Source organism: Nitrosococcus halophilus Nc 4 (assembly GCF_000024725.1).
GTDB lineage: Bacteria > Pseudomonadota > Gammaproteobacteria > Nitrosococcales > Nitrosococcaceae > Nitrosococcus > Nitrosococcus halophilus.
The window spans coordinates 1,716,607-1,733,288 of the sequence record NC_013960.1; the positions used below are offsets into that span (position 1 = coordinate 1,716,607).

General features: G+C 52.2%; 12 protein-coding genes and 1 pseudogene. 12 read left to right on the plus strand and 1 reads right to left on the minus strand.

Going from position 1 to position 16,682, the window contains the following annotated elements; genetic code table 11:
* Positions 1 to 643: 643 nt before the first annotated feature.
* From NHAL_RS08190 to NHAL_RS08200, 3 genes and pseudogenes are all read left to right on the plus strand, one after another.
* Complete coding sequence (locus tag NHAL_RS08190) at positions 644 to 2,110, plus strand: TolC family protein (RefSeq protein WP_013032702.1); 1,467 nt, start codon at positions 644 to 646, stop codon at positions 2,108 to 2,110.
* The gene (locus NHAL_RS08195; protein WP_013032703.1) at positions 2,107 to 3,492 is read left to right on the plus strand and encodes an efflux RND transporter periplasmic adaptor subunit; all 1,386 of its coding nucleotides are present in this window, start codon (positions 2,107 to 2,109) and stop codon (positions 3,490 to 3,492) included. Before NHAL_RS08190 ends, NHAL_RS08195 begins: the two co-directional genes overlap by 4 nt.
* 8 nt (positions 3,493 to 3,500) lie before the next feature.
* Positions 3,501 to 6,690 (plus strand): annotated as a pseudogene (locus NHAL_RS08200) (efflux RND transporter permease subunit).
* 108 nt (positions 6,691 to 6,798) lie between these two features.
* Here NHAL_RS08200 and NHAL_RS08205 read toward each other — a convergent pair.
* Positions 6,799 to 7,311 carry a hypothetical protein gene (locus tag NHAL_RS08205; RefSeq protein ID WP_013032705.1) on the minus strand — a complete coding sequence of 171 codons (513 nt, stop codon included), beginning with the start codon at positions 7,309 to 7,311 and terminating at the stop codon, positions 6,799 to 6,801.
* 550 nt (positions 7,312 to 7,861) lie between these two features.
* On the opposite strand from NHAL_RS08205, the gene NHAL_RS08210 reads away from it, so the two are divergent.
* The 9 genes from NHAL_RS08210 to NHAL_RS08250 all read left to right on the plus strand — a co-directional run bounded on the left by NHAL_RS08210 (position 7,862) and on the right by NHAL_RS08250 (position 16,605).
* Positions 7,862 to 8,152, plus strand: a complete 291-nt coding sequence (locus NHAL_RS08210) for a multicopper oxidase domain-containing protein (RefSeq protein WP_013032706.1) — start codon at positions 7,862 to 7,864, stop codon at positions 8,150 to 8,152.
* Positions 8,153 to 8,364: 212 nt separating this feature from the next.
* Complete coding sequence (locus NHAL_RS08215; protein ID WP_013032707.1) at positions 8,365 to 8,868, plus strand: hypothetical protein; 504 nt, start codon at positions 8,365 to 8,367, stop codon at positions 8,866 to 8,868.
* Between the two features lie 320 nt (positions 8,869 to 9,188).
* The gene (locus NHAL_RS08220; protein ID WP_162010825.1) at positions 9,189 to 10,364 is read left to right on the plus strand and encodes a YncE family protein; all 1,176 of its coding nucleotides are present in this window, start codon (positions 9,189 to 9,191) and stop codon (positions 10,362 to 10,364) included.
* Positions 10,365 to 10,572: 208 nt separating this feature from the next.
* Positions 10,573 to 10,923 (plus strand): DUF3147 family protein, encoded by a 351-nt coding sequence (locus NHAL_RS08225; protein WP_041354774.1) that lies wholly within the window; start codon positions 10,573 to 10,575, stop codon positions 10,921 to 10,923.
* Between the two features lie 93 nt (positions 10,924 to 11,016).
* Positions 11,017 to 13,803 (plus strand): copper-translocating P-type ATPase, encoded by a 2,787-nt coding sequence (locus NHAL_RS08230; protein WP_013032711.1) that lies wholly within the window; start codon positions 11,017 to 11,019, stop codon positions 13,801 to 13,803.
* A gap of 35 nt (positions 13,804 to 13,838) precedes the next feature.
* Positions 13,839 to 15,056, plus strand: a complete 1,218-nt coding sequence (locus tag NHAL_RS08235) for a glycosyltransferase (protein WP_013032712.1) — start codon at positions 13,839 to 13,841, stop codon at positions 15,054 to 15,056.
* 73 nt (positions 15,057 to 15,129) lie between these two features.
* A complete protein-coding gene (locus NHAL_RS08240; RefSeq protein ID WP_013032713.1) occupies positions 15,130 to 15,516 on the plus strand; it encodes a hypothetical protein in 387 nt (128 codons plus the stop codon).
* A 66-nt stretch (positions 15,517 to 15,582) separates the two neighbouring features.
* Positions 15,583 to 16,326: an SLOG cluster 4 domain-containing protein gene (locus NHAL_RS08245; RefSeq protein ID WP_013032714.1), complete on the plus strand. Its 744-nt coding sequence runs from the start codon at positions 15,583 to 15,585 to the stop codon at positions 16,324 to 16,326.
* Positions 16,327 to 16,404: 78 nt separating this feature from the next.
* Positions 16,405 to 16,605 carry an SAP domain-containing protein gene (locus NHAL_RS08250; RefSeq protein ID WP_203434374.1) on the plus strand — a complete coding sequence of 67 codons (201 nt, stop codon included), beginning with the start codon at positions 16,405 to 16,407 and terminating at the stop codon, positions 16,603 to 16,605.
* Positions 16,606 to 16,682 lie beyond the last annotated feature (77 nt).

Consider the following 16,682-nt stretch of genomic DNA (forward strand, 5'->3'; position numbering starts at 1 on the left):
GAAGGCATGCCATACCGCATCGCCCAATTTCCCTTCATTCTGCTGGCGATTTATATGGCCCTTGTGCCAGCAGGAGTTTCGTCTGCTATTTGTGCCAATGAGACTCCGCAAGGGGGAGCAAACAGCCCTTTTATTGATGGGATTCAGCAAGCTACTTTAGTCAGCGAAAAATCCTTTTGTCCTAACAAAATGCCCTTAGGGAAGGGGTCCTGTAAGGAAAGTGTGAGGTGTCTTAGTCATCACTTCCAATGTAACCATCCCCTATGGTCTCTTCCTCAAGGTTTTATGGTGTCCTCCAAGAGGGTGATCACCCCATGGGCGCTGCCTCCCGGAGTCCTCTTCTCCCAATTCCAGCCGTTTCCCCCCTTCAGACCCCCTATTTTTGCTTGAGAAATTGATTCCTACCGGGGCGTAAAGGGTGAGGCCTTACCCACCCCTGCGGTGAACCGTTAAAGTTTTGAGAATACGGGGTCCTAGGAGCTCTAGCCTGAATGTGTGCTGGCCCATCTGCTGCCACATTGATGCGCGCCTTCCCTGGCACGCCCCCTGAGGGCCTCCTCCGGAGGTCCCGATTCGCTCCCGGCGAATCAGTCGGGTGGGCCAATATCCGTATAGGATCAGTGCACTTCCAGGAAATAAGGAGATGTTTAAGATTAAAAAATTTTTAGCCTATTTAATGGCAAATACATTCAGTAAGTGGGTGTTTCTATATGCCGGGGCAGGTGGGTTGTGGGCCTTTTCAATAGTAGCTTTAGCAGAATCAAATTTACCCGCCTTCAAAGGGATGGAGGATACGCCTCCTCCTTGGCATGCCTCCGGCGGGCATTCTTCGGATATCCCGAGTCCCTCCCAGCGCATGAGTGAAGAACCCGCTGCAGTCCTTGGGAGGGAGGGAGCGGAGAGGGAGTTGGGTTTGCAAACCGCCATAGAGACGGCACTCCAGGACAATCCAGGCCTTGCAGAGATGCGGACCCGGGCTGAGGCCATGGCCGCCATTCCCTCCCAGGTGGGGACCCTGCCTGATCCGGTCATCAGTTTCAATGCCTTGAATCTCCCGGTTGATACCTTCGATCGCAGTCAGGAGGCCATGACCCAGTTGCAAGTTGGGATCAGCCAGGAGTTTCCCTTCCCCGGTAAGCTTGGGTTGCGGCAGAGTGCGGCGGAATATGAAGCTGCGGCTGCCCGCCATGATGTGCGTGAGATGCGGTTGCTGCTTACGCGTGATGTGAAGCAGACCTGGTGGAATTTGTTCTATTTGGACCAAGCCTTGGAAACAGTGAAGCGTAACCAGGAATTAATGCGCCAGTTTGTGGAAATTGCTCAAACCAAGTATCGGGTGGGGCAGGGTCTGCAACAGGATGTCCTGCTGGCCCAGGTGGAATTGTCCAAACTCTTGGATCTGGAAGTGCGGCTCACGGCCTTGCGCCGTACCGGGGAAGCGCGTCTGAATGCCCTCTTGAACTGGCCGACAGATAGTAAGCTGCGTCTTCCTCGGGGGGTGGAAACCGAATTACAACCCCTTGCGCCGGAGGAAACCTGGCAACGCCAGGCAGAGAAAAATCGGCCTTTGCTCGCGGCTGAGGAACAGCGGGTTGAAGCCGCCCGTGAACGTTTGGATTTAGCCCAAAAAGATTATTTCCCCGACTTTAAGCTGGGCGCGGCCTATGGCTTTCGCAGCGGAGATGACCCTTTGCGCCGAGAGCCCCGTGCCGATTTTGCCACCTTCATGCTCAGCATGAAGGTGCCTCTTTATTTCGGCCGCAAGCAAGCCAAGGCCGTGGACCAGCGTTCAAGTGAAGTGCTCCAACAAATCTTCGCCTTTCAAGATAGGCGGCAGCAAGTACGCCGGGAAATCTCTACCGCCCTGGCCGACTACCGGCAAGCCCGGGAGCAGTTTCTCCTGTTCAAAACGGGGATTATCCCCCAGGCGCGGCAAACAGTGGCCTCCATGCTGGCCGGGTTCCAGGTGAACAAGGTGGATTTTTTGAATTTGGTCAGTGCCCAGATCACCCTCTACAACTTCGAAACCGAGTACTGGAAGGTGTTAGCTGAGGCTTACCAGGCCCTAGCGGCTTTAAGCGCCGCCATTGGTGAGGAACAGATTAGATGAGTAAACAGACGGCGATGATTATCGCACTGGTCTCCTTAATCGCTCTGGCGGTGGGGGCGGGCGGCGGTTATTGGGTCGCTACCCAGTGGGCGCTGAAGAGGGCAGTGCCGGCCTCGGAGAAACCAGCTAAACAACCGCTCTTTTACCGCCATCCGATGAATCCGGAAATTACCTCACCGGTTCCGGCCAAGGATACCATGGGAATGGATTACGTCCCCGTTTACCCAGACGAAGAAGAGCGCGGCAAAGGGCCTGCGGGCATGGTGAAGATCGACCCGGTCACCGTGCAGAATATTGGGGTGCGGACCGCCACTGCGGAGCGCCGCACCCTAACCCGTATCATACGGGCGGTCGGGCGGGTCGATTACGATGAAGAACTCCTGGCACGGCCCCATCCTAAAACCGAGGGCTGGATCGAGAAACTGTTTGTTGACGAAACAGGCGCCAAGGTACAAAAAAATGAGCGGTTGCTCAGCCTCTATTCGCCGCAACTGGTGGCCACCCAGCAGGAATATCTCCTCGCCCTGCGTAATTTGGAGACCCTTAAGGCGAGTCCTTACCCGGATATTCGTCAAGGGGCGGAGGAATTGGTCCAGAGCGCCCGGGAACGGCTCCAATTATTGGATGTGCCGGAACATCAGATCCGCGAGCTGGAACAGGTTGAAAAGATCCAAAAAAATCTGCACATCCATTCCCCTTTCCATGGAGTGGTGCTCAACATTGGCGCCCGTGAAGGCCAATATGTGACGCCCCAAACGGAGCTCTATGTACTAGCCGATCTTTGCCAGGTGTGGGTTTATGTGGATGTTTATGAATATGAATTGCCTTGGGTCAAGGTGGGGGATGAGGCCGAGATGCGTGTCGCTGCCGTTCCCGGTCGAATTTTTCACGGTACGGTCGCTTATATTTATCCCTACCTAGAGAAACAAACCCGCACTGTCCAATTGCGTCTGGAATTTGATAATTCTGATCTACTGCTGAAGCCGGAGATGTTTGCCAATGTGACCATTCATGCCAGCAAGCAGGTGGATGCAGTGGTGGTGCCGGAGGCGGCCATTGTCCGCTCCGGCACCCGGGAGCAGGTGTTCGTCGTGCGTGGGCCCGGCAAATTTGAACCCCGGGAGGTGAAGATTGGGGTCTCCGCCGAGGGTTTCACCGAAATTTTGGAGGGACTCAAACCCGGTGAGGAGGTGGTGACCTCCAGTCAGTTTCTCATCGACTCCGAGTCCAAGCTGCGGGAGGCTACCGCCAAAATGAAAGAACCCAAATTAGGGGCGATAACCGCCGAAAAGCAGGAACAGAGCGCCGACAAAAATGACCCCGGGATAAAGGAAGGACCTGCCAGGGATAAGCATACCCCCCAGACCCATTCAGCCCCCTAGGAGGTAAGATGATTAAGTTTATTATCGATGCCTCCTTCCGGAATAAGTTTCTGGTGCTGATTGCCGCGCTGCTGCTGGTGGCCGTGGGTCTCTGGACCCTAAAAAACACCCCCCTGGATGCGATCCCGGACCTTTCCGATGTCCAGGTGATTGTGTTTACCGAATATCCGGGGCAGGCGCCCCAGGTGGTGGAAGATCAGGTCACGTATCCCCTGACTACCGCCATGTTGGCGGTGCCCTATGCCAAGGTGGTGCGGGGGTATTCCTTCTTCGGCCTTTCTTTTGTCTACATCATCTTCGAAGATGGCACCGACATGTACTGGGCCCGTTCCCGGGTGCTGGAGTACCTCAACTATGTCCGCGGCAGGCTCCCGGCGGGAATCAATCCTTCTTTAGGGCCCGATGCCACGGGGGTAGGCTGGGTCTACGAGTATGCTTTGGTGGATCGGAGTGGAAAACACGATCTGGCCCAATTGCGCACCATCCAGGACTGGTATCTGCGCTATCCGCTACAGACGGTCCCAGGCGTGGCTGAAGTGGCCTCCATCGGGGGATTTGTCAAGCAGTATCAGGTGGAGGTGGACCCTAACGCCTTGCTGGCTTACCACATCCCCCTCTCCAAGGTGAAGCAGGCCATCCAACGCTCCAATAAGGATGTGGGCGGACGCCTAGTGGAAATGGCTGAGACCGAATATATGGTTCGCGGTCTAGGCTATATCCAGTCCATTGAAGATATCAACAACATCCCGGTGGGGGTGGATAGGCAAGGCACGCCTATCCGTATCGCAGATGTGGCCCATGTCCACTTAGGGCCTGAGTTGCGCCGCGGCCTGGCCGAACTCAATGGGGAAGGGGAAGTGGCCGGTGGGGTGGTGGTCATGCGTTATGGGGAAAATGCCCTGGCCACTATCCAGCGGGTGCGGGCCAAGCTGGAGCAATTAAAGCAGGCGTTGCCGGAAGGGGTGGAAATCGTACCCGTGTACGATCGGGGTGCGCTTATCGAGCGGGCGGTGGACAGTCTCCAGGAGACCCTCCTTCAGGAGGTGATCATCGTCAGCCTCGTCCTTGGGCTCTTTCTATTCCATCTCCGTTCTTCTTTGGTGGCCATTTTGGCTTTGCCTATGGCGGTCCTCATCGCCTTTATTATCATGAAAGGGCAGGGACTCAACGCTAACATCATGTCTTTGGGGGGCATTGCCATTACCATCGGGGCCATGGTGGATGCCGCTGTCGTGATGATTGAAAATGCCCATAAGCATCTGGAGCGCGCCGCCCGGGACAAAGGTAGCCCCCTGACCCGCCATGAGCGCTGGGCGACAGTAGAGGTCGCCGCCAAAGAGGTGGGGCCGGCGCTATTTTTCTCCCTGGCCATCATGACCGTGTCTTATTTGGCCATCTTCACCCTCGAAGCTCAGGAAGGCAGGATGTTTAAGCCCCTGGCCTTCACCGCGACTTATACCATGGCGGCCGGGGCAGTTCTTGCCATTACTTTGGTTCCCTTGCTGATGGGGTATTTCATTCGGGGCAAGATCCTGCCGGAGAAAAAAAACCCGGCTAATCGTCTCCTGCATTTCCTGTTTGCGCCGGCAGTCCGTCAGGCTTTGCGTTTTCACAAAACTACACTGGTTATTGCTTTTATTTTACTTGGAGCGACCCTTTATCCAGTAGCTAAAACCGGCAGTGAGTTCATGCCGCCCCTGGATGAAGGGGATATTCTTTACATGCCTAGCGCCTATCCGGGCATCTCCATCACCAAAGCCAAGGAGGTGTTGCAGCAGACTGATAAGATCTTGAGCACTTTTCCCGAGGTCCATCGTGTCTTCGGCAAAGCGGGGCGGGCGGAGACCGCCACCGATCCGGCGCCCCTTTCCATGTTTGAGACCACAGTGCAGCTCAAGCCCAAGGAAGAATGGCCGGATCCCAGCAAAACGACCAAAGAATTGATGGATGAAATGGATGCCGCTATCCAGTTTCCAGGGATTACCAACGCCTGGACCATGCCCATCAAAACCCGGATTGATATGCTGTCTACGGGGATCAAAACCCCTGTGGGGATCAAGGTGAACGGACCGGATCTGGCGGTGTTGGAACAGGTGGCCGGCGACATCGAGCGGACGCTGAAGGGGCTTCCGGAGACCTTATCCGCTTTCGGGGATAAAGCCGCCGGGGGCTACTACTTGGATTTCGAGATTTCTCGCGAGGAGGCGGCCCGCTATGGGCTGACTATGGGGGATGTACAAGATGTGATCCAGACCGCCATTGGTGGCATGAAGGTGACGGAAACCGTAGAGGGGCTGGAACGTTATCCGGTGAATCTGCGCTATCCCCGGGAGCTGCGCGACAATCTGACCCAACTGAAACGAACTTTGATCCCCACCCCCACCGGCACCCAAATCCCTTTGTCTCAAGTGGCTGATCTCCGGTTACATCGAGGTCCGCCTGTGATCAAGAGCGAGAACTCCCGGCCTAATGCCTGGGTGTATGTGGATATCAAATCCTCGGATGTGGGGGGCTATGTGGCTAAAGCCAAGGAGGTGGTGCAGCGGGAAGTTGATATCCCACCCGGCTACACTTTGAGTTGGTCGGGTCAGTATGAGTACATGGCGCGGGCGGCCGAGCGGTTGCAGATTGTGGTGCCGTTGACCCTGTTGATAATTTTTTTGCTGCTGTACCTTAACTTCCGCAGTATTACTGAACCGCTGCTCGTGATGGGCTTTATTCCCTTCAACCTCATCGGTGGTTTCTGGTTGCTGTATTGGCTAGATTTCAATCTGTCTGTAGCGGTAGCGGTGGGATTCATTGCCTTGGCGGGTATGGGGGCTGAAACGGCGGTGCTAAAATTGACCTTTATCGACCAGGAACTGGCCCAGCGCCGTCAAGCCAAGCTAAAAAAGCGCCAGGAGGGAGAAAATGCGCCTCCTTCCTCCAAGGTTCTGCGCTTGTCGTCCAAGGAGATCATGTCGGCGGCTTATGCGGGGACGATGGGCCGGGTACGTCCTGTCTTCATGGCTGATTTTTCCACCATCGCCGGTCTCTTGCCTATCATGTGGAGCTCGGGCACCGGAGCCGAGACCATGCAACGAATTGCCGCCCCCCATGGTGGGTGGCTTGGTCAGCGTCATGATCATGAACCTGTTGGTATTGCCGGTGTTTTATGGGGTGATCTTGCAGGTTCAGGAAAGGTTTCGCGGAAGGTGAAAAGTGGATTTTGGAAAAAAACTAGTCTCCGAGCATTGTTTAGAAGTGCTTTAGTATTTTGCACTCTGAGGTTTATTCCCTGCTTGTGTAATGGATTGAGTTTAAACCTCAGGGATCGCTAGTTGTTGATGCTGCTTTTCTGCGCTCGATATGGTCGGCGATAAGAAAGGCATCCATGATTTCGAGTTTAACTTCCGTACCGATATCCAGGTCCTTGCTATATTTACGTTGAATAGCCTCCAGGTTAATGGGGTAAACTGTTCCGGTAACCGCCACTTCAGACTCAGTCTCTACCGTGAGACCGCTTTCAATTAAACTCGTCGGGATCACGACGACGATCTCATCATTGAAAAAGCCACCGCTTTCCAGCGTAAAGGTGCGTGGGGTCTGGGAAGCAAGGCTTTTTTTGATTTTACCTGCTACGGTGACGGTTTGACCGTGGTAGCGAGCGGCTTCATCCAGAAGTGATTCCACATTCTCTACAACCTGCGGTGCAGTATTCCCTTCTTGTCCAGTGGCTTGCGCCAAGCCTGGCACTGAAAAAGTTGTTAGTAAAATGGCAACTGTGATCGCTTGGGTCCCACTCCATAAGCGAGTTATTGATTTTACTAATTTAGTCATGCTTTTAAATATCTCGACAAAATTTTTATATTTATTGAAATATAATTGTTATTAAAACTTGTATAGAAGAGATTAAAAAGAAGTTCAAGAAAATATTACTCTAGAAGTTCAGGCGAAAGTTAATTGCTTTGGTTTGAAACTATATTAAAGATAAGATCGATTTTCTTTAGTGCCAAAAAAGATTAGCTCTAACGCATTAAAGTAAACAAAATTATCTAATTATCTATTGAAGTCGAGTGATATGCCTAATTAAAAGAATTTGGGATATTCAAGCCTTCAAATCTCCATAGCCTCACTTCGTTATCATTGAATACATAAACCTATATTCGCTATATGTTAAATCCATGAAACAAAGTCAAAATATTTTTTGTTTCTCTATATAAAAACCTCGACACCGCGAAGAAAATTTACTATTTAAGTTTTGGTGGAATCACTATGCTTTTATCTGGGTTTAAACTAACCAAAAGTATAAAAATTTTTTAAAAATGAAAAAATTTTGGATAAAACAAATAAGCAGGAGTGTGCCCAGGCAAGGGAGGAAAAAAAAGAGATGAAAGAACGCTTCCTGAGGGGGATATTGTGGATAGGCATGTTTAGTTTTACTAGTACTGTTTCCAGCGCTGGTGTTAACAACGAAAACCCCGTGGGTTGGGACCAACGGCTCAGGGTGGAAGCGGCCACGGATGTAAATCCGGATCCGAACATTGTTGAGGTCTATCTCACAGCGCAAGAGACGGAGGTAGAAGTTCTGCCTGGCGTAATGACCACCGTCTGGGCTTATAACGGCCAAGTGCCTGGACCACGGATCGAGGCCAATGTGGGCGACACACTCAATTTGTGAATTTATGGGGTCGTAAGACAAAACACCACGGGCTTACCCGTGGATGAATGCAATTAAATGTTACATAAAACAGCAGAGATGCTGGGATTTAGGTCAATTCCGTGAGGAGTTGTAATCGCTGCGAGGTAGCGGCGAACTCATATGACCACGGGTTTATCCGTGGATATCTATTTAAATTACGATAATCGACAATAACTAATTAAGGAGGGCTTATGGATAACAAAACGCATTTAGGAATTTTTACGGCAGCTTTATTTCTTCTTTTTGGAATATTTAACACACCTGTATTAGCCCATGAAAAAGAAAAAATTTTAATTTCTGAAACCACGATATTGAAGGGTCTGAGAGGAGGAGCACTTTTTCCTTATATTGATACTACGCCTAATAAAATAGTCCGTGCGCATATTGCATTAACTGATTCAACTGCTGTATGTGGGCAGGGTGGAACTCAACCAGACAATATCTCCTTGCTAGTAGGCGTCGCTGGCGGAGAGCTAGTTGCACCAACCTTAGAAAATACAGGAATTGGTGATATAAAACAGTGTGTGTTTCATCTTAGCATCGAGGCAGGCAAAGATAGCATTCCATCAGAAATCACGGACATTGTGGTAATCAATAACAGCCCTGCGCCTCTGAGTGGTTTTAATACCATCACGGTTTCGGCTACCGTAGAAGAAAATGACGAAGACCAACACCACCATGATGACACTCAATAAGATAAAGCCGAGATAAACCTCTAGCGGTAAAAATATTATTGGCTCGTTGTAGGCCTACCATAGGCATATTCAAAAATTGATTGAGATCCCAAGAGGAGAGGCAACATATGCCATTAATAACATTGAATAAGCATCGAGGATACGACCAGAAAGAGAACGCCAACCAAGAGAGATTATTAAGTAAAAGTAAATGGCTTTCACTATTCATACTGATCGCTGGTATGACGGTGGCATCAAGTACGATGGCGGCCGAAAAGCTTGCCAATCTTTTTACGTTTTGCAATATTGGAGATGTAAAATTAGGTTTGATTCACACCAAGATGGATAGGCTTGTCCTGGTTCCCTTGGAAAATCTTGAAGGTTATCCTGGCGGCCATTGTGAGCATACTTGGGTTTCTCCCGATGGCAAGACTGTCTATCTCAGTATTGATGCTGACCCATCCGCTAACCCACCTGTACCCGCCTCCGTGGTTGTTCTTGAAGTGAAAGATATTGATTGGGACATGCTTTGGGCTGATGTGGAGATTATTAATACGTTGACTTTGGCGCCGCCGCGCCGCCCGGCAGTTTTTCCCCCTGTGAGAGAGGTGGACCCCAGTCAGCCGATTGCCGGCTGGGTACTAGCAGACTTTACGCAGGCCCATGGTCCCACGTTCCTGCCCCATTCTAATTATACTTATATTACTCAATGGACCGACCAGCGGATATGGGTGATGAATACTCAAACCCATGAGTTTGCCGCGACCGATTTCCAAAACTTCGGACAAGTTAGTCGCCAGACTCATGGGGTGAATTTCAATCCTTCGGGAACTATAGGTCTTGGCACAGGCTATTTTTATGATAACGATAAAATCGATGTTTATGAAGCCAACAAGGAGACGGGCAATCTTCGCCATCGGGGGTCCATTCAATTAGGCGATAAGTTTGCCCATGCCGCCTTTACCCATTATACGGTTTGGTTAGACAATCGCTATGCGCTTACGGCGAGTATGCAGTTGTGGCCCACTTCCCTGACCCCACCGGGCGCTGAGATCATTGGACCGAGTGTATGGCTTTTGGATGTGTGGGAAGGCACTGCCAAGCAAATTATTGACACGGCGTTTTCCGCTGATGAAGCGGGCGTCTTTCTTTCCCCATCGGATTTAGGGGTTGCCGGCGGCAAGCTTTATTTAGCCGAAGAAGATTCCTTGGATGGCTCTTTCGGCAGCCTTGATGGTGGTTCTGTCTCCGTGTTCGATATCAGCGATATCCATGAACCAAAATTTATAAAACGCTTTAAGCCGGGATTGGATCCGGTGGAAGGCTTACCTGATGACTTTACAGTTGCCCATGGAATTGGGGTGACCCCGGGAGAAGATTCTGTGTATGTGACGAGCTATGTTTCCCACTACATCATCAAGATCGATACTATGACCGACGAAGTGGTGAAAGTTTTCGGCCCGGGAGATGGACTGGATGTTCCCCATGGTGGTTTTATCGCCGGTAGTACGCGCTAGTCTTCTCTAGACAGAAAAGGAAGAGAGCTCAAGGCCAGGGAGGGCCATTACAATCCTAAGCAAAAATACAGGTCAGTTTCTCCTTGTTTGCGCTGAGGACCATCTGAGGTTGTTTCCAGAGCAGGCGTGATTTTTTTCCCAATACGTTTTAAAAAAACTCTCCAGCAATCCGTCTTTTGCAAGCAAATACCTTCCGGTAGACACTTCATTGCTATATTCCCTCATAAAACTGATGATTACCAGCCTTCTTGTGGTAGCGATTGCAGAGATCGGCAAGCGCAGTTCTCTTTTTGGGGCAGTGCTGGCATCGATTCCTCTCGTATCAGTCCTGGGGATGATTTGGCTATACATTGATACTCATAATGCTAAGAAGGTGGCAGAGTTGGCCAGCAGCATCTTTTGGTTGACGCTCCCCTCACTGATCCTGTTTGTAAGCCTTCCCTTTCTTTTGCAGCACGGCGTCAACTTTTTCTTGAGCCTTGCTGTGTCCATAGGGCTTACGGTCGGCGGCTACTTTCTCACAGTATTTGTTCTGAGCAAATTTGGAATTGGACTGTAGAAGCTATATCCATGCACTATATTTTTAGTCATCCCCTCAATCGTTAAGGGAGGGAGATCGCGAAGGTTAAAGAAGGTAAGGAAGAGGACGGCCATGCCGCACACCGCACACCGCTCATCCCAGGAAGCACAGCGTCCCAAAAAGCAGACCCCGGAGGAGCATAAAGCCCATCACGACCGATTCGCCGGGAGCGAATCGGGACCTCCGCAGGAGGCCCGAAGGGGTCGCGCCAGGGAGGGCGCGCCTCAAGGCCACGACCACGCGACCATGGTCGCGGATTTTCGCCGCCGGTTTTGGATTTCCTTAATCCTGACATTCCCTATTCTGGCCCTCTCGCCCATGATCCAAGAGGCGCTGAACCTAAAGCAGATGCTCGCCTTTCCCGGATCCTTATACCTCTTATTTGGGTTGGCCAGTGGGGTCTTCTTTTATGGGGGTTGGCCTTTTATCAAAGGACTGTTTAATGAGCTGAAGCAGCGCCAGCCCGGGATGATGACCTTAATCTCCCTGGCGATCATGGTGGCCTATTTCTATTCGAGCGCGGTGGTCTTTGGGCTGTCGGGCAAGATCTTTTTCTGGGAACTGGCCACCCTGATTGATGTCATGTTGCTCGGTCACTGGATCGAGATGAAATCGGTGATGGGGGCCTCGGGTGCGCTGGAAGCGTTAGTGCGGTTAATGCCTACGGAAGCCCACCGCTTAAAGGGCGATAACACCACCGAGGAGGTCCCGGTCACGGAGCTTAAACCGGGCGATCGGGTGGTGGTCAAGCCGGGAGAGAAAGTCCCCACAGATGGTCTTATCGTTGAGGGCACCTCCAGCTTGAACGAAGCGATGTTGACTGGGGAATCCAAGCCGGTCACCCGCAGTGAAGGGGAAGAGGCCATCGGCGGCGCGCTTAATGGGGAAGGGGCGCTGGTGCTGGAGATCCAAAAGACGGGAGCTGAAACCTACCTCTCCCAAGTTATCGAAATGGTCCGCCAGGCCCAAGGTTCTCGTTCCCGCACCCAGGATTTAGCCAACCGCGCCGCCCAATGGCTGACCTATATTGCCCTCTCGGTGGGTGGGCTGACGCTCCTGGCCTGGTTTCTCCTGGGGGAATCCTTTGAATTTGCCTTAGAGCGGATGGTGACGGTGATGGTCATCACCTGCCCCCATGCGTTGGGATTGGCGGTGCCCTTGGTGGTGGCGGTGAGCACTTCCCTGGCTGCGCTCAATGGCCTATTAATCCGCAACCGGGCCTCCTTTGAACGAGCCCGGAATCTGCAGGCCATTGTCTTTGATAAGACCGGGACCCTCACCGAGGGTCGCTTTGGGGTTTCCGATGTCATCCCTCTGGCGGATTTAGATGAAAAAGCCCTATTACACTTGGCCGCCTCCCTAGAGCAACAGTCGGAGCACCCCATTGCCCAAGGAATTGTAGAGGCGGCTCAAGAAAAAGGCATCTCACTTAGCAAAATCAAGGCGTTTCAGAATTTGCCGGGGCGTGGCGCCCAGGCCGTGATTGAGAAACAGCAAATCAAGGTGGTCAGTCCCGGTTATCTCAAAGAGCAGGAACTGGAAGTCCAGGATGAGCGCCTGAGCGAAGTGGCGGCCCAAGGCAAGACCGTGGTTTATGTCCTCGGCGAGGGGAAAATCCTGGGGGCTATTGCGCTGGCGGATATTATCCGCGAGGAATCCTTTGAGGCCATTGCCCATCTCAAGGAAATGGGCATTCAGTGCATGATGCTGACGGGAGATAGCCGCGCCGTGGCTACCCATGTGGCCAAGGAGCTGGGATTAGATGATTATTTTGCCGAAGTGCTGCCCCATGAAAAGGCGGCCAAAATTCGCGAGGTAAAGTCCCGAGGATTGGTGGTGGCCATGGTGGGGGATGGGGTGAATGATGCCCCGGCCTTGGTAGAGGCTGATTTAGGAATTGCCATTGGCGCGGGGACTGACGTGGCCATCGAGTCCGCGGACATTGTCCTGGTCCGTAACGACCCCCGGGATGTGTCCGCCACATTGGGTTTATCTCGCGCCACTTACGGCAAGATGATTCAGAACTTGCTCTGGGCCACCGGCTACAACACAGTGGCTATTCCGCTGGCTGCTGGCGTTGCCTATCCTATTGGGTTGGTGCTCTCGCCGGCGGTAGGGGCAGCGCTCATGTCGGTGAGCACGGTCATTGTGGCCATCAATGCCAAGCTCCTGGAACGTTACCGAGCCAAGATGGGGGAGGAAAAAGAGGAGGAAGCCCCGCCCACCGCAGTCAAACCGGCGCCGGCGCCCGCAAGGGAGTCCAAATATCAATGGGTAGTGCCCGCGACAGTCATTTTTTTGATGGCTGCCGTGTTGGTCGGGGGTATTTTATGGGTGCAACTGGGCGGGAAAATAAAAGAGGAAACCCCCACCGTGGCAGAGGCGGAGAAAGAGACACCAGCAGCTCCCCAGCCTACCGAACCGCTACCCAGTGGTGAAACGAGCATCGCCAGGGCGCCCCCTAGTGAGGAGGTGGCGCCCCCACCGAAAAAGCCTGCAGAAGTGGCTCAGCCTCCCACACTACCAGAGAAGGCGCCTGAGAAACCTGAAGCCCCAGTAGAGAAAACCCCGGTGACTCCGCCCTCGGAACGTCCCCGTAAAAAGGTCGAAGAAGTCGCACCAGCACCTCCTTCCACACCGGCAGCCAAAGAAAAACCAGAGAAGGTCGAAGTGGCCCCGGCGACGCCGAAGACCGTAACCGTCCAATCGGGAGATACCCTCTCTCGGATTGCAGAGCGCATCTACGGCGATCCCATGCAGTGGCGTCTTATCTATGACGCCAATCGGGACCAGCTCGAGAACCCTGATCAGATAAGAGTGGGGATGAAACTTACCCTGCCTCCCTCCAGTAATGAATAAAAGAAGTTCTTTAGGGGCTTAAATAGGCGGACATTATGGCAGATTTCCAGGTGACCCAAATTGAAGATTATGCACCTTATATTGGTTCTGAAGCGGTAGAACGAATTGTCAGGAAGGCAGAGCGATTGCGGGACCTCCATGTGGTGAATGTCAACTCCACCTATTACGGCGGTGGGGTAGCGCAAATTCTCTCCTCTCAGACTCTACTGCTGAACCAACTGGGGATCAAAACTGGCTGGCGAGTGATTCAAGGACGGCCGGATTTTTTTAGTATCACTAAAAAAATGCACAATGCCCTGCAAGGGGGTGAAATCAACCTTACTGAACAGAAGAAGAAAATCTACCAGGAAGTGATTTACGAAAATGCCCTGCGCATGCATTTGGATCATGACATGGTTATTGTGCACGACCCCCAGCCTTTACCCCTGATTCAACATTTCCGCAAGAAGTGTCCTTGGATTTGGCGCTGCCATGTGGATCTCTCCCATCCGGACCCGGAACTTTGGCGCTACCTGGCTTCGTTTATTGAACGCTATGATGCTGCGGTTTTGAGTCTTGAAGACTATGCTCAGGCATTGTCTGTGCCACAGCGGTTTTTCATGCCGGCCATTGATCCCTTTTCCTCCACCAATCGGGAATTGATGGAGGAAGAGGCCCAGGAACGGTTAGATCATTACGATATCCCGACCGACCTGCCTTTGGTGGTCCAAGTGTCCCGCTTTGACCGCTGGAAGGACCCCCAAGGGGTGATTGATGCTTTTCGTCTCGCGCGTAAGGAAGTCGCCTGCACGCTGGTGCTGATTGGTAATGTGGCCACCGATGATCCGGAAGGTAAAGAGATCTTCGAATCCCTGTGCCGATGCGGCGATGACCGCATTTTTATTCTCTCTTGTCAGGACTCAGCACTGGTGAATGCGCTGCAAAGACGGGCCGCGGTGGTGTTGCAAAAATCTATCCGCGAAGGCTTTGGGTTGACTGTGACCGAAGCCATGTGGAAGGGGGCAGCGGTCATTGGGGGTAAGGTGGGGGGGATCCGTTATCAGATCCAGGATGGGGTCAACGGTTTTCTGGTCTCCTCTGTGGAAGAGGCAGCTCAGCGCATGGTGCAACTGGTCAAAGATGAAGCGTTGCAGCAGCGTCTAGGCGAAAAAGCACGGGAGACGGTGCGTGAGCAATTCCTGCTTACCCGTCTGGTGGAACAGTATCTGGATCTATTAGGCGCCTTTAAAGCCAGCTTTTTATTGAAAGATTAAGGTGGAAACCGATGAATAGGGCATGGTTTTCAGGCAACAGCTCAAATAGGAGCTTATTAAAGGAGATAATGTGATGAAAAGAAAGAGACCAACCTACACGGGGCTGGTACTGGGAATGGTGCTGGTAATGGCCTTTATCTTTGTACCTATGCTCACGCACAGCCAGGGACCTGGGATTGAGGACATCGAACAGGCAGTTGCCAACGCTCGAACCAAAGCTGACCATGAACGGTTAGCGGCCCATTACGAAGGGGAAGCCAAGCATTTAGGAAAGAAGTCGGAAGAACATCAAAAATTGGCCAAGGCCTATGAAAAAGTCACCGGTGTTTACCCTAAACGGAGCTATATGGCTCAGCATTGCAAAGCCTTAGCTCGCCGCTATAAGGAAGCGGCAGAAGACAACCGGGCACTGGCGAAGCTGCATCACGAGTTGGCAGCAGAAGTAGAACAAGAGGATTAGTCCGATACCCTATCCCAGCGTTTATGAGGAATGGTCTATGGCATTTATCTTTAGAAGTGGCAGCTTATGGTCCGTGATCCCGTTTGTTTGATGGCTTTAGATCCCCGAAATGCTCATTCAGCTACGGAATACCGAGGTCGGACTTATTATTTTTGCTCCTCAAATTGTCGGGATAAATTTCTAGCCGATCCGGCATTATTTGTAAATAAAGCCCCTGGGATGCGCATGACGGTGGGAGTAATGGGTTCGGCCACCTCTGAAGTGCCCCTTCCCCTGGAAGAAAAAGCCTATGCCCTGGGACAGGCTGTTGCCGCCCAGGGTTTTATCCTAATGACGGGTGCTTGTCCGGGGCTTCCCTATGCCTGTGCGCGGGGCGTCCATGACTATGGTGGGCTTTCGGTAGGCATTTCGCCAGCCCTCAGCCTGGATGAACATGTGCACAAATATTATTCCCCTTCTGATGCCTTTGATGTGCTGATCTACACGGGCAGTGGTCTTATGGGCCGCGAGGTGACCAATATCCGCTCTAGTGACGTGGTGATTATCCTGGGCGGCCGCTCCGGTACCCTGGGGGAGTTTGCTATTGCCTATGATGAGGGCAAATTAATCGGCGTGCTTGAAGGCAGTGGCGGCATTACCGAGCAACTTCCCTACATCGTGGCCAGTATGGGCGACAAAGACACAGGGGCTCGGTTAATTTATGACTCTAATCCGAAAACCCTAGTGCAACAGCTTTCAGAAGTCTATACCACCCACCATTTCAAACGGCCCTCCTGTTTTTGTGGGGAATTTGTGCCGGCTGGGGGATAGCAGGGGCTGTTCACTGGTTAGGCGAATTTAGGCTTGAATTGAGTTAGAAAAACGCCCTGGAGGAGAATGAAGATGGATATGAATGCAATACTTAGCATTGCTCGCCTGCTCAGTATACCTAATCCCGGACTCAATAAGGTCGAACTTGTCCGGTGCATTCAGCGTGCGGAGGGCAATATCGATTGTTTTGCCAGGGCGCGGGAAGGTGACTGCCATCAGTATGGTTGCCTGTGGCGGGAAGAGTGTTTGCCCCTGTCCAGGTCAGGTGGAGGTGCCTAGATCAAATCCGAGCACGCCAAGGCGCTGCAGGCAGGGCTGTATCCCAATCCCATTATCGGCTACCTCGGTGAGCTAAT

What these genes read in the sequence shown, in the direction of transcription:
- NHAL_RS08190 (WP_013032702.1), top strand. Translation starts at nt 644, where the DNA reads ATGTTTAAGATTAAAAAATTTTTAGCCTATTTAATGGCAAATACATTC.
- NHAL_RS08195 (WP_013032703.1), top strand. Translation starts at nt 2,107, where the DNA reads ATGAGTAAACAGACGGCGATGATTATCGCACTGGTCTCCTTAATCGCT.
- NHAL_RS08205 (WP_013032705.1), bottom strand. Translation starts at nt 7,311, where the DNA reads ATGACTAAATTAGTAAAATCAATAACTCGCTTATGGAGTGGGACCCAA.
- NHAL_RS08210 (WP_013032706.1), top strand. Translation starts at nt 7,862, where the DNA reads ATGAAAGAACGCTTCCTGAGGGGGATATTGTGGATAGGCATGTTTAGT.
- NHAL_RS08215 (WP_013032707.1), top strand. Translation starts at nt 8,365, where the DNA reads ATGGATAACAAAACGCATTTAGGAATTTTTACGGCAGCTTTATTTCTT.
- NHAL_RS08220 (WP_162010825.1), top strand. Translation starts at nt 9,189, where the DNA reads ATGGATAGGCTTGTCCTGGTTCCCTTGGAAAATCTTGAAGGTTATCCT.
- NHAL_RS08230 (WP_013032711.1), top strand. Translation starts at nt 11,017, where the DNA reads ATGCCGCACACCGCACACCGCTCATCCCAGGAAGCACAGCGTCCCAAA.
- NHAL_RS08235 (WP_013032712.1), top strand. Translation starts at nt 13,839, where the DNA reads ATGGCAGATTTCCAGGTGACCCAAATTGAAGATTATGCACCTTATATT.
- NHAL_RS08240 (WP_013032713.1), top strand. Translation starts at nt 15,130, where the DNA reads ATGAAAAGAAAGAGACCAACCTACACGGGGCTGGTACTGGGAATGGTG.
- NHAL_RS08245 (WP_013032714.1), top strand. Translation starts at nt 15,583, where the DNA reads ATGGTCCGTGATCCCGTTTGTTTGATGGCTTTAGATCCCCGAAATGCT.
- NHAL_RS08250 (WP_203434374.1), top strand. Translation starts at nt 16,405, where the DNA reads ATGAATGCAATACTTAGCATTGCTCGCCTGCTCAGTATACCTAATCCC.